The organism is Cyanobacterium sp. Dongsha4, assembly GCF_036345015.1.
Taxonomy (GTDB): Bacteria; Cyanobacteriota; Cyanobacteriia; order Cyanobacteriales; family Cyanobacteriaceae; genus PCC-10605.
Genome location: NZ_CP084098.1, coordinates 2,626,503 through 2,640,746 on the forward strand (window position 1 = coordinate 2,626,503; position 14,244 = coordinate 2,640,746).

The 14,244-nt window shown below is 36.0% G+C and carries 3 protein-coding genes; all 3 read right to left on the reverse strand.

Translation table 11 applies throughout. The features are described 5' to 3' along the window. Positions 1–3: 3 nt before the first annotated feature. Genes Dongsha4_RS11450 through Dongsha4_RS11460 form a run of 3 tightly spaced genes read right to left on the reverse strand, consistent with a single transcriptional unit; the run spans position 4 to position 14,113 of the window. On the reverse strand, positions 4–12,198 hold the full coding sequence (locus Dongsha4_RS11450; protein WP_330202515.1) for a Calx-beta domain-containing protein: 12,195 nt from the start codon (positions 12,196–12,198) through the stop codon (positions 4–6). A gap of 60 nt (positions 12,199–12,258) precedes the next feature. Then, positions 12,259–13,548 carry an O-antigen ligase family protein gene (locus Dongsha4_RS11455; RefSeq protein WP_330202516.1) on the reverse strand — a complete coding sequence of 430 codons (1,290 nt, stop codon included), beginning with the start codon at positions 13,546–13,548 and terminating at the stop codon, positions 12,259–12,261. Next, positions 13,529–14,113, reverse strand: coding sequence for a DDE-type integrase/transposase/recombinase (locus Dongsha4_RS11460; RefSeq protein WP_330202517.1), 585 nt, complete (start codon positions 14,111–14,113; stop codon positions 13,529–13,531). Before Dongsha4_RS11460 ends, Dongsha4_RS11455 begins: the two co-directional genes overlap by 20 nt. Positions 14,114–14,244: the final 131 nt, after the last annotated feature.

A 14,244-nucleotide genomic window follows, 5' to 3' on the forward strand; every position in this document is an offset into this window, starting at 1 on the left:
ATTTCAGGCTACAACCGCTTCAAAAGCAATACCTTCAAGGTTAAAATTAGCATAGTTATTGATAACATTATTTGTTTCTGGTTCGCTCGTATATAGGTAACTACCCATTACATCATTATTTTGGAAACGGGAAATGACATCCGCCATTTGTGAGCCTTGAGGATAAGCATAAAAAGCAATTCCTTCTTCCACAAAGTTAGGATAGTTTTCTCTGATAGACTCGCTTTCTGAATCTCCTGCATAAAGATAACTGCCTGGATAATCGAGATTTTGAAAACGATTAAAAGTAATTAAACCATCTTGAGGAGTTGTGGAAACATAAAAAGCTAATCCTTCTTCTACAAAATTGGGGTAGTTTTCTCGGATAGATTGACTCTCTGCTTCTCCTGCGTAAAGATAAGCACCTGTATCATAATTATTATTGCGAAAACGGTACATTGGTTGATTTAAAACCGTTTCAGGAGAATTACCTCCAGCAAAAAACCCTCGTTTCAGAATAACACCATTTATCGCACCATCTAAATCGTGTTCGCTACCATCTTCAAGATGTAAAATAACTCCTTCATAATTACCATCACTATCTTCATCGAATAATTCTGCTCCCGTATCGCCATTAAAGTCAAATACTTCATAACGTTGGCTTTGGGTGTTGAATATATAGTAACGATTAAATTCATGATTGCTGTCAAAATAAAGTTTTACTTCTGCTTCCCCCTCTGTGGCAGTTACCCGAAATTCTAATTCTCCATTGATTAAACTCAAAGGATGAGTAGATTCACCTTGAATATGATGCCAACTGTTAATAATTCCATTACTAAAATCCGCATGAATATTAAATTCATCCATCAGAGGAGTATGACTTTCTTTTTCGAGAGTGACAAGCAAACCTAAGTCTTTTGTGCCAGTATAGACATCATCTAAGATTAAAGGTACAGAAACATTAATACTGCTTTCACCCGGAGTGAAAATAGCTTTACCAACAGTGGGATGATAGTCGTTTCCTGCTTTTGCCCTTCCATCTCTAGTGACATAGTGGATTTGGACATATTTATCTAAGTTACCTGTGCGTTGAATAGTAAATTTAACTTCTCCATCGGCTTCGTTAACAGTTGGATTAGAGACATATAAATTAGTGGCGGTATCTTCATTATTACTGGTATTGCTAAAAAGAGAACTAGAAACTTCTGTTATATTATTTGATTCGTCTATGGCGACAACACTATTATTGTCTGATGATACCTGACTTACGTTTTCAGGATTGAGTATTGTTTGAGGAATGTTAATTGAGGGAGCAGAAAATTGAATGTTACTATCAAAAGCATTATCGAATTTTACCCTTAAAACTGTAGGATTAATCTCTGTACCTGCATTGTTAACGGTAAACTCTAAAATATTCTCTCCTGTGATAAAACCCTCATTGATAGTAAAAGGAACGAAATCAGTGTTATAGTTAGGGTTACTAGCTAAATACTGTTCTATACCATTCAATGTAATAGTTGTACCCTCATCATCAGTATGCCATTCACCATCAATAAAGAATTGATCAACATTAACGGTATCAGGTAAATTAAAAGTTGTACGATAAGTATAATCTCCGGGAGGCGATGAGCTACTGTTATTATTATCAGGGGAAATCCATCCAGATATGCCGTCTCCTGAATTAGTGACAAGAATATCTGAACTACTGCCATCAGGAACAGATATTAATTCATAATGAGGATCGCTCGTACTATCGTTATTTAAAGGTGTGCCTGAATCATCAACGCCAGTATTGTAAAGAGAGAGAGAAAGGGGAGTAAATTCTGTGGTTTTAACTATATTCTCTAAAATGAGAACTGTTGCACCATCAACTTGATATTTTTGATAGGTTTCCCCATTGCGGTTGATTATTCCCTCATTGACAAAATCAGCACTAAGATTAAGGGTATCTTCTTCATCCATTAATACTGTAATGGTATTGTTAGATGAAAGTTGAGTCACGGTGAGAGAGTTAAGGGTTAGGGTATTTTCTCCATAGTCTTTGATGTCTAAAATTTCAAAGTTACGCAGACGATTACCGGGGGAAAGGGTTGTTAAATCCCAATTTTGTCCGTTATAGCCTGTAAATTTTAAGGTATCAATACCTGTACCCCCATCCAAACGACGAAAATAAGTATCATTAACGGTAACAAAATCATTGCCTACACTGCCATAAACTACATCAACGCCACCATTGCTATAAATTCTGTCATTTCCCTCTCCTGCAATAAAAATTTCGCCTGTGGGAGTACCAATCATGCGATCGCTCCCAATAGTACCTGTTTGATTAACTTGTTGGGTAAAATCACTGCCGAAAATAACATAAGTTAAATCGTCATCGTTACCCGGTGCGCCTACGGTAAAATCATCAAAACCATCGCCGTTGACATCTTCTCCTCCACTGAGAGATATACCTGCTTGAGACGAGGGTAAACCCATAATTAAAAAGCCCTTAGCATTACTACCATTACCTGATTGATTATTACTCAAACTACTTAAATCAAAGGGATTCGTTGCAGAATAGGTTGACTGCCAACTTGAACCGCCAAAGACAACAAAAATAGATCCTTCATTGCTTTTCGTGGTAGGAGATGATACTGCTACATCATCATAACCATCGCCATTAATGTCTCCAATGGCAGTAAAGTTGGATAAATTATATATTTTATTTAAGTCTCCTGATTTAGAAGTAGCTAACACCACATCAGGGTTATCATTAATACTTCCGTCAGTAGAACCATAATAAATAAAAACACCGCCTTCTTGAAGACTATTCAAATTAGCAATGTAACCTTGAGCTAAAACGGCAAAATCTTCAATACCATCACCGTTAAAATCTCCAATACCTTGTAATTGACTGCCTAGTTGTTGGGTTTGATTGGGTTCAAAAATAGCATTGGAATAAGTTACATAAATACTGTCATCACTGCCATAACCCACATGGGCAACATAAATATTTTGATTGAAAAAGGCAGGAGAAGTGCGATCGGAAGAAGATTGAGAGGGGATGCGATCGATGTTACTCCAGTTATTGCCATAAGTGTATAATATTTCTTGATCGCTGTCATTAGCTTGATAAAACATATAGAGGGTATCACCCACAGTTATCAAAGAAGGACCATTTGGGCTTGTTTGTCCTGATATTTGACTGGCACTACCTGCGATATTGGCACTTGCCCAAGATGAACCATCATAGTTAGTGGAGAATAGATTGTTACTTTGACTGGATTTAAAAGCAATATATAGTTTATCTTCAAAAACTGCCGCCCCGATGCGATCGCTACTAGCATGATCACCACCATCATATGGTACAGTAAAATCTGTTGACCAACTGTTACTACTACTAGGGTTAGAAGAAGATACATAAAGTACATTATCCTCCTTATCATCAGAGATAAAGAAAGTATAAAGGCGATCGTCATAAGTAACTAAAGTGGGACCTTGTTTGCTAGTTTGCCCAGATATTTGATAGAAAGTCCCATTGTTAAAATTTAAGCCTAAACCAGAACTATCGGTGACAGCACTAGCTATAATCAAATCATTAGAAGTAGAAGTAAAAGCGAGATACAAAGTGTTATCAAATATAGCTAAAGAGGGTTGATAATAAGTCTCAAATTTGCTTCCTAAATTAGTTAAACCTTCCCAATTAATTCCATCAGAACTTCTTTGCATCCAGAGAGTATTATTATTTCCACTAACTTTATCCGTTGCCTTGTATAGCATATAGAGATAGCCGTTAAATTCTATTAAAGTAGGTGCTACATTCGATGATTGATCACTAATGCTATACTGAAAACTCCATCCGTTATTATCCAAGGATGCAGAAATATTAGCGTTAGGAGAATTAATAATAGTAGGATCACCGTTATTATTTCCTAAATAAATCTTTAATTGTCCATTACCGACAGTATTGGGGCTAATTATATTGGCATTTTTATCTCCAAAACCAATATCATCATAACCATCGCCGTTAATATCACCCAAATAGTTACCAATTAATCCCGAAAAAGTTGTGCTACTAGGGTTAAGATTTCCTGACGAGTTACCTTCATATAATGTCCAAACTCCATTAGTACCAAGAAGGCTTAGATCATCATAACCATCACCATTATAGTCTTGAAGTAAACTAACATCCGTAACGGAAGTAAGTGAAGAATTAAGGAAGGATAAGTTTTCTAAACTGCTAAGATTACTAGAACCTAATTGTAAATAAAAGCGATTAACCTTGGTTAATACACCAAAATCTTGTAAACCATCACCATTAAAATCACCTAAATTAACTACCTGTTCTATTAAACTATTGTCAACGGTAAGAGTAAGATTAGTTATGGCACTACTACCATCTAAAAGATTTTCTGTACTACTACCAAAAATAATAACCCCTCCATTAGTTGAACCACCAGAATAAACATCTGCAAAACCGTCACCGTTAATATCACCTAAGATGACTACATTTTTACCATTACCATTAATAAGATAAGCATTATTAATTAAATCTTCATCAGTTGTGATTTGCTGTTTTTCTTTCAAGGTAGCATTATTGGAAGTGGAACTAACTTTGCCTGAATGGAGAGTTTTTAAAACCGTATTATTAGAATTAAGAATGTAGAGTCCACCATCTGTTGCCAAACTCAAATATGCACCATCATTATCATTTGTGTCTGTATTCCAAACAGCATATTGAGAGTTACCGGGTTGATCAAGAGGTTGTGCTTGACTGTAAAGAACAAAATTACCATCGGTTTGCATTAAAGCCTGAACTGCTGGAGTTGTATTGTCAGTTTGCCAAATGACGTTACCATTAGGATCGGTCAAAAACAGTACACCCTCATTGACATTAAATTGAGATGCCGTATTGCTATCACTTAAAACTAGAGTATAATCTCCAACGGAAAAAAGATCACCATCAATGACAAAACCGTTATCCGCAGAAATATCCGCCAGTTTGATACTACCATCGTCTGCTAACCACTGATGACCAAATACTGCATATAATTGTTGAGCGTTGGGGGCAGTTATCATCAAATCATCTACAGTATCATTATTAACATCGCCAATACCACCGAGGGCAGAACCTGCTAACTGATAAGGCTGTGAACCATTTAAGAGGAAAGTTTTTTTACTATCTGTAGCAGTGACGTTAAGATTAAACAATGTGCCTTGAGAGTCTAAATCTAAAGGTCCGAAAAGTAAGTAATTTTGTCCTACTCCCATTAATCCTTGAGGCGCACCTACCAAGAAATCTTCATAACCATCCCCATTAACATCTCCTGCTGATGCAATTTCACTGCCTGTTTTTGAGAAGGGTAAACCACCGAGAATAATTAAGTTACTAATGCTGTCTAAATCTCCTGAAGTGGGATTTCCTCCTTTGACAACATAAACTAAACCATCACTATTATCTGAACCCGGGGCGGAAATGGCTAAATCTCTTGCTCCGTCTAAGTTCCAATCATCAGATGCGATCGCACTTCCCGTGAAAGAATTTTCGGCTGTGCCATTGGTAGAAGGTAAAATCGAGCCTGTAAAAGAATAAAGAGGAGTAGTTTGATTATTACCAAAAACATAAACCTTACCTATAGCGGCGGATGTGGTATTGGGAAATAAATTTTGATTTTCTGAAGGCAGTTGATCAACCCCTACCCACTGATTTGATACACTACTAGCATAACTAGGTGCGCCCACGATTAAATCATCGACTGTTGTACTACCTGAAAAACTCTGCTTCCCATTAGCTTGGGATACCGTTAAACTGTAACCGAGATTTTCTCCATCACTCCCCGTAGCAAAAGTTTGAGCTACATTATTGTTATAGACAATAGACACTAAACCATCACCGTTGTTAGCCCCCGGAGAGCCTACAGCAAGGTCTAAACTGCTATTTTCGTCAAAATTGCCCACCGCCACTGCATAGCCAAAATAACCCTCTTTAACGGTAGGATTGAAGACAAACCCAATATTACTAGAAGCAGTATTTTTTTGATCAGAGAAACTATTATCAGAATTGATATTGACAATTTGCCCTTGATTTTCGCTGAGATAACTGCCTTTGATGACATAAACAACCCCATCGCCATTATTAACATTCGGTGCGCCAATTATTAAATCTTCTTTTCCATCCCCATCTATATCCCCAGTAGCTAAACTCATGGGATAATCACTTTTTGCATCCCCTCTGTCAGCAATACCCGTAATTAAAATACCGTTAGGATTCCCTGATAAATCAGTAGCAGTAAGGAGATTACTTTCCGCATTATTTAAAACATTACCTCCCCCGAATAATATCTGAATTGTGCCGTTATTAATTAAATTACCGTCATTATCCGTATATCCTCTATTCCCGACAATAACATCAATTTTATTATCTCCGTTTAAGTCACCCTGAGAGAGAATATAACCCATCGCAGGATTATCCGTATTAATGATAAAACCACTGTCAATCAAAGCTAAATTCGAATCATTGGCTTCTGTAACTGTGGCGATGCCCAAAACTTGATTAGAGTCAACGGTGGTAGGTTCACTATCAATATTAGCAGTATTAATACTTTGGGGAGTGCTTCCATTGATGGAATATTGAAAATTAGATAAGTTGGAAGGCTCAATATTACCTGAGTCAATGAATAAATCTAAACTTACATTGGGATTGAGGATAGTATAACTAAAGTTGCCTTCAGGATTGACAGGGTTAAGTAGTTTGTTGTTTTGTACAACCCCTAATTGATTCCCCTCACTGTTATTCACACTCCATGTAATAGTATTGCCATTACTATTTTGGGCAGTAATTGTAATTTGGTTGATGGTGGTATTAGTTTGTTGGTTTTCTAAATTAAGGGGTATGTATATATCTGCTTTTCCGTTGGGGTAAACATAACCGTTACTGTTAGCAGACACAGAAGAAACTATATCCCATGTGGGTTTATTGCTGTCGGCTAATTGAGTGGCTTTGACTTGATAGCTAGGGATAATCTGTTGTGCAGATTCATTTTCTGAATCGATAAAAGCATAATAAGTATTAGTGCCGGAGGGTAAAGGTGCAATATATTGAGCAGAATATTTACTTTTTATGTCAGTGCCATCACCAGAGATAACATTTATTAATTGTTCCCCTGTTAAGCTAGTTAAATTAGAACTGTTAACATCGTTAGCGGTAAAATCACTATAATTCAAAACGCTATTGTAAAAGGCAAATTCGTCTAAATATAGCGTGTCTTCTCCTCCTGCTAGGGTTAAATTAGTGCTATCGGGAAAAGTTAAGTCGATATTGTCACTATTAACCGTAGGTTGTCCATTCAAATATAAGTTAACTTTGTTATTTTGACCATCATAGGTGATAACAACATAATTCCAACTGTTGAGGGTAACGGCATCATCTCCCGTTAGGGTTTGATTTTTGATATTAAGGCTTAATTGAGAAGCAGTATTGATACTGAGGTTAAATAACCCCGCCATAGAGGCAAGATTGAGAGAATTTGAGGGATTATCGGCAATTTTAAACCACAATTCGGCACTGAAGGAATTACCACTGAGGAAACTTAAATCTTCGGCAAGGGTTAAACTACTGCCATTGTTAAACATTACGGATGGGTTTTTATCCCCTGTGTTGTTGGTGGGGTTTTCCAACGCACCCATTTCTCGGAAGTTGACGGTATTGTTATAAACACCGTTACCGCCTACTCCCCAAGTGCCTCGATTATTAGCGGTTGTGCCATTATATTCATCAAGACGAAAATATAGTGCAGGTTGAGCTTCGAGGGTTAATTCACTATAGGATACTTGTTGAGTTTCTGTCCAGAAAATAGCTGTTTTACCGTTAATGTTGGCTATTTCTAATTCCGTGAGAGGATCTGGGGAGGCATTTTCGTATAATAAACTAGGCTCACTCCATAGGTGATTACCTTGATCATCATAACTGAGACTAGACCAATATATGTTAGTTTCATCATCTGTATAGTTAAGCCATGCGGCGATTAGTTGGTTATTTTCTCCTAACCCTAAGACTATTTCCCCTTCTGATCCTGTTTGGGATATAATCGGAGATGCGATCGACCATTGTTGAGTTTGAGCGTTGTAGATAGAATAGTAAATATCTGATTGATTTAAACTTTCGTTAATTATCTGAGTTTGATCATCACTGTAAAACTCTCCGGGGGTTAAATTGGTAGTAACGTCACTCATATCTGCATGAACCCACGCCACTACATTATTACCTTTTTGATCTAAACTGGCAACGGGATTGAAATTAAGTCCGTCTGAGCCAATAATACTACTAGCGGTAGATAATAAAGCATCTCCTGAAGGGGCAAAACCATATTTTACAACGGTGGTGGGTTGACTAGGTGCAGTGATAACGGGGAAGTTTTGAAAATCTGCCACGATGCCATTATCTCCTGTTAGTTGTTGTTGAGGAGAAACGGGATTACCATTGACACTATTACTATAGTTGACGGTGACTAAATCCCCCATACCAATTAAGTTGTTATTATCTGTGGGGGGAATGACGTTTAAAGTGACGGTGTTACCATTAACGGTAGGTTCATTAAATAAGGAATATTCAATACCATTATTGCTAATAGTAAATTGGTTTTCGGTGGGATTACCTGTTAATTTTTGATCAAAAACGAGGGTAATTCGGTTCATATTTTGACCATCAACATTAGATACGATCGCACCTGCACCGATTATAATGGGGTTAGTTTGGCTATTAGTGGTATTAGTAAGACTAAAATCATTAAATTCGTGAATCCATAGCTTGGTATTGGTAGCATCCGTTAGATAAAGATTGCTGTTGTTATTACCATCAAAAAGACTATAACTGAGAGATAATTCCGTAGTTTCAGGGATAGTTTCTTCGAGAATAAAAGTAACGGTATTACCTAAAATAGAAGGATTACCGTCTAGGGTGTAAGTATTGCCTTGATTATCGGAAATGGTAAATTGACTAACATCAGGAATTGAGTCAACCTGCAAATTTTCCACAAAATTAAGAGTGATTATATCCCCATTTACAAAACCTGCTATGGGAGACAAGGGGGGAGTTTGTGCCACCCAAGCCATTAATATTTGCCCTGTTTTGGTAAAAGTTAGAGTTGGGGTGCTATCTTCTCCTAAATCGGCTTCAATATTGTCAATAATGGATTGATTACTAATAACGGGAGGATTAACGGCAGTTACTAGGCTACTAAAGTTAAGGGTTTGATTCTCATTGTTATAGGCTACGGCAATATTTTCATCATCGGCTAAATTATGGTTAACTACTAACTCCACTCCTTGAGAATTGGTTTGAATAGATTGTATATTAATGGTATTTTCAGGGTTGCCAATTTCTGAAGTAAGAGTAACAGTATAGTTATTGGCATTATTATCGAGAATATCGATAGTGTAGGGATCAATTATTTGTAATGCGGTTAACTCGTTTGTGGTGATTCCCTCAGAGTTACTTTGATTGGAAACTAATGTAAAAGAGGGGATTTCTGTTCCTTCTTGGGTGCGTAAATCTGTACGAGGATTGGTAGCGACAATATAACTAAGACGGTAAACTTGACTAGATTCAATATTTTCAGCTAAGTATAAATTAACGGTATTGCCATTAACTAAGTTAACTTGATTAATGTTAATTGTTTCTGTGACATTGCCATTATCATCGAGAATTTCTAGGGTAAACTGATTAGGATTAGGAATAAAGTTAATTTTTAGTTCTTCAGTAAAGTTAACAGCGATAATAGGAGTAATTTGGCTAATTTCCCCATTGCCATTAACCTGAAAGGAGGCAATTTGACTTCCATCAGCGGTTAGTAATAAATTACCTTGTCCTGATTGATTACTATAATCAACAATGGCATTGTTACTGGGTATTTTATCTAGTTTGAGAATAAGGGTATTGTCAGAAACGGAAACTGACTCGACATTTGCCCCTGCAACGGTAAACCGACTAATATCAGGGATAACATTAGTATCAAGGGGAGTATCAAAGTTGAGAATTAGCTCATTGTTGAATCGAGAATAGTTTTGACTGTTTCCTGTTATGGGGCTATAAAAAGCACTGAATTGATTTGGAGTATTATTAGTTACTGTCAGGGAAAAAGAGTCTATTACTTCCCCCTGAGTATCTTGTAGATTCAAACTACTATCAGCTGAAGTGTTATAACTAACTTGAATTAAATTAGGTTGTGGTTGGGGATTATCCCCCGTTGAGTAATCATAATTAGCATAAAAGGGAATTATCTCTGTTAATCTTAACTGTAGGATACTGCCATCAATTAAAACCTGAAATACAGGAATGGTGGTAATATTGCCAAATTGATCTGTTACTGTCACTACAAACTGACTGCCATCAGGCACAAAATCAGGATCAAGATTTTCACCCCAATCAATGGTTAATAATGAACCTTGCACCTGTGCGCCTGTGGAATCAATTTCTTCGCTAGAAACTCCAGTACTTTCGGTGGTATCTCCCCCTTCTTCCCAAGTCCAACCGGGGTGTAATGTAATACCAAAAACGATCGGACCTATTTTTATTCCTGCATCGATGGGAAAAAGCAAAAACTGTACATTAGGAGTATCGCCAATACCCCAAACTAAACCCACTTCAACCCCTGCTGAACCATTAAAATTAAGGTTTTTCGTACCTAATTGAAATTTAATTCCACCTTCAACAATAGGAAATCCGATCGCAGCTTGGTAAGCTAATTGATCTGAATCATTGGCAATGGTAATGGCATCGGCTACCGTAGAGAAAACTGCTTCTGCTAAAGCCCATACTATCGCCCCTTCAATGGTGGACTCATCACTATTAGTTGCGATCGCATTTCCCACCGCCCCTGCTAAAGAAGCAACTCCAGCCCCGAATATTTCTCCTCCCAATACCTCTAAAATAGCCGAGAAGGGAGGTTGATAATCTCCGTCAGGTAAAGGCTCGGCTTGAACATAAAAAGAAGCACCTATATCACCAAATAAACTTACATCCACTAAAGGAACTTTCACTAAAGGAAAATCCAATTCAAAAGTGAGAGTAATGCTGTCAAAAATTTCCTCTAAAAGTAGAGTATCTCGATTAAAAGACCATTCCGATTCTATACCCAAAGAAACAGAAAAAGCAGAACCCTCTTTCTTTCCTTCTTCGTCTTCATTTTCCCCTTTATTGCCCGTCGCTTCAGATACCTCTTTTTGGGCAGATTCTTCCGCTAATTCCTCTCCTTCTGCTTCTGGTGCGGCGACTACTGTAGCAATTTTCTTGAACTCTTTTCCTTCAAAAGTGGTTTTTGCTTCCACAGATAAATAAGGGTTGAGATTATCTCCACTTGAGCCAATAATAGTAGCTGAAGAAGAATTTTGACCTCCTTTGAGGGAAACTTCTATTTCTACCCCCTTCATAAAAGGGGTGAGAATTTTACTGACTATCCCTTTAGGTACATTATCTTTAGCTTTGAGAACTTCTAGCAAGTCAACAGAAAATTCTAATCCTCCCCCCCATGCAAAAGAATATTCAGGCACAACGGCTTCTGATTCGCTTTCACTGCTATCACTTTCTGCACCAATTCCCTGCCCTGTATTAGAGTTGAGAGTATTAACCGTTTCCGGGGCGTTATTGATGGGGATAAGATTAGTGATAACTCCTTGTTGACTCAATTGGGGAGAATAAGAGGCAAGGGGAGCAGTTACATCCCCATTGTAAAACAGACTATCATTGAGGGTGAATTTTTGGAAATATAGATCGGTGTCTTCTTTTATTGACTGATTGGCTTGATTGAGGAAGTTAACCTTTGAACCGACTAAAAAGACTTCTCCTTGATAAATTATAGAGGTAGGTTCTAAATCCCCTACTTGATCTGAGGTGATAGCTTGAGGATTAGCTAACCATTGTAATTCCCCTTGTTCGTTGTATGTTCCTGCAGTATAGTAAAAATCACTGTCATTATCGCTACCCTGTTGCCATGTCACTACGAATCCGGGTTGTGTCGCACCTGTATTTCCTTCTTCGATGAGATTATCGTCATATAGTAGTTTAATATTGCTTATGTCTTGATTTTCTAGTCGGGTAATCGCCCTTGCTTCCTGCCAAGTCTGGGAATTTTCGTCGTATTGTGCGTACCAGAGAAAGGAATTTTCCGCCCAAACCAGATGAGTTTGACCCTCAGAAGAAGATGCGATCGAACTTAAACCCGAAGCGAGATTTACGACCATAGCTATATTTTCACCACTATCAATAATTACTAATATAGACTCAAAAAAAAGAGATATATTTTATTTATTTACAATTCTTATCTGTTCATTTTGGTTAGTGTTTTCACATATACCTGAAATTGCCCCTAAGATAACCCAAGCTAAGATATTTAGTCTTAAGTCGAACAGACTTACATCAAATAAATTGTAGATAATATAAGCACCAAAAGCCACTAAATAACTAAAGAAAATTATGTTGTGATTCTGTTCTATTTTTTCTTCTTTGATCATTAATAATCCTTTTGCTAAAACTATGGCAATTAAACCTAATAAAACTCCCAATGTAATTAAACCTGTTTCTGCTCCCATCATTAAAAAAAAGTTATGGGGATGTCCTAAATAAATTCCCATTTTTTCTTCATATAAAACTGTAAAATTCCTTAAACCCCAACCCAATAGTGGATGTTTTTCAATTAAGTCTAAGCAAAAATTCCATTGTGTAGTTCTTAGGGTTTCTAAGGGGCGATCGCTACTTACATACATTTGATCTGAAAATCTTTGCCATAAAAAATTAGGTACTATTCTTCTCCAAAAATCTTGTAATGGTAAATTACCAAAAGAAGCCCAACTAACGATTATTCCGGAGAAAGTAATCAAAGATAATAAAAAATACCAATTACGATAAATAGCAAAAGCAATTAAACTCAAAAAAACAATAATCCAACCATTACGAGAACCTGTCAAAATTAAACCATAAACGTTAAGTGCGATCGTAAAAACTAAACATAAATTAATTTTATTAAACCAGTATTTTTGACTATTTTTTATTAGTAATCCAGTCAATAAAATAATGGTAATAGCTAAATATAAAGCTAGTGGATTTGCGTAAGGAAAAACTGAAGATGCTCTGCCGGGGGGGATACCTTCCCCTGTCAATTGCCATCCAAATAATTTATATATTATATCGATTGTTACCCAGTGAAAATTAATTTCTCCAATAGCAATTAGAACAACTATAATGGAACTCAATACTAAAGACAAAATTATAATGTAAAGTTGCTCATAAGTTTTAATAATAGTTCTTAAACTTAAAAATACCCAGAAAAAAGGTAAAAAGTGGACTATACCTAACCATGCCTCTCCTGATTTATATGCAAAAATAGAGCTAACTATTAAAAGTAAACTCAGACAAATAAAACCAAATGTTAAATAATTATGTTTAATTTGACTCCAGTTTTTAACCGATGCCTGATAACAGATATATACTAAAATTAAAATTCCTAAAAATGTTTGAAATGGCAATATTAATAAACTGAGAAATAAGAGTTTATTTAAAAAGTTTTTATCTTCATTATAAAATTTCCAAAGCATTATTAATTAATCCTCTCCCATAAGCTGTATTACTACTATTATTTTGATTGTTGTCTTTTTGTTTGATTACAATAAATCCTATAATTACTAGGATAATGACAAAAACACTTCCCATAATTAAATTATTTTTTTCAACTTTTAATCTTTGTCTTTTAGATAAAATCTTACTTGATTTCTGCTCCAAATTCTTAGAAATAGTCTGTTCAAAAAAAACTCTTGCCTTTTCTTTATTTCTCATGTTTGTAATAATAAAATCAAGGGTATTTCCCTGAGCATCTAAGGCTCTATAAAGATATTTTTTTCTACCTCGTAAATTGAAAGGAATCTGTACAATTCTCCATCCCCTTCTTTTTTTTCTCAGAGTTTCCATCGCCCTTTTTTTTGCTAAGGGAGAATATTCTTTTACTAAATAATTAATGGTTCGAGGATCAATTTTAAAACCTCTTTGTTGCATAACTTTTTTTAGTTGAGTATAGGTAAGGTTTTCTGTTACGTACCATTGGATACACAATAATATTACTTCTTCCCTAATTTGATCCCATTGATTAACATTAGATCTCCTCATTTTCTTAACCTCATTGAGCAGATTTTATTTATAATAATTATTGTCAGTAATAATATCATATTTTTAATTTTTCGATATTTTATATTTGTTCTTAGATATTGAACCTGATTATATGATCTGATATTAATACT

Bases quoted from the DNA above. Each gene is read 5' to 3' on its own strand.
- Dongsha4_RS11450 (WP_330202515.1), bottom strand. From the start codon at position 12,198: ATGGTCGTAAATCTCGCTTCGGGTTTAAGTTCGATCGCATCTTCTTCT.
- Dongsha4_RS11455 (WP_330202516.1), bottom strand. From the start codon at position 13,548: ATGCTTTGGAAATTTTATAATGAAGATAAAAACTTTTTAAATAAACTC.
- Dongsha4_RS11460 (WP_330202517.1), bottom strand. From the start codon at position 14,113: ATGAGGAGATCTAATGTTAATCAATGGGATCAAATTAGGGAAGAAGTA.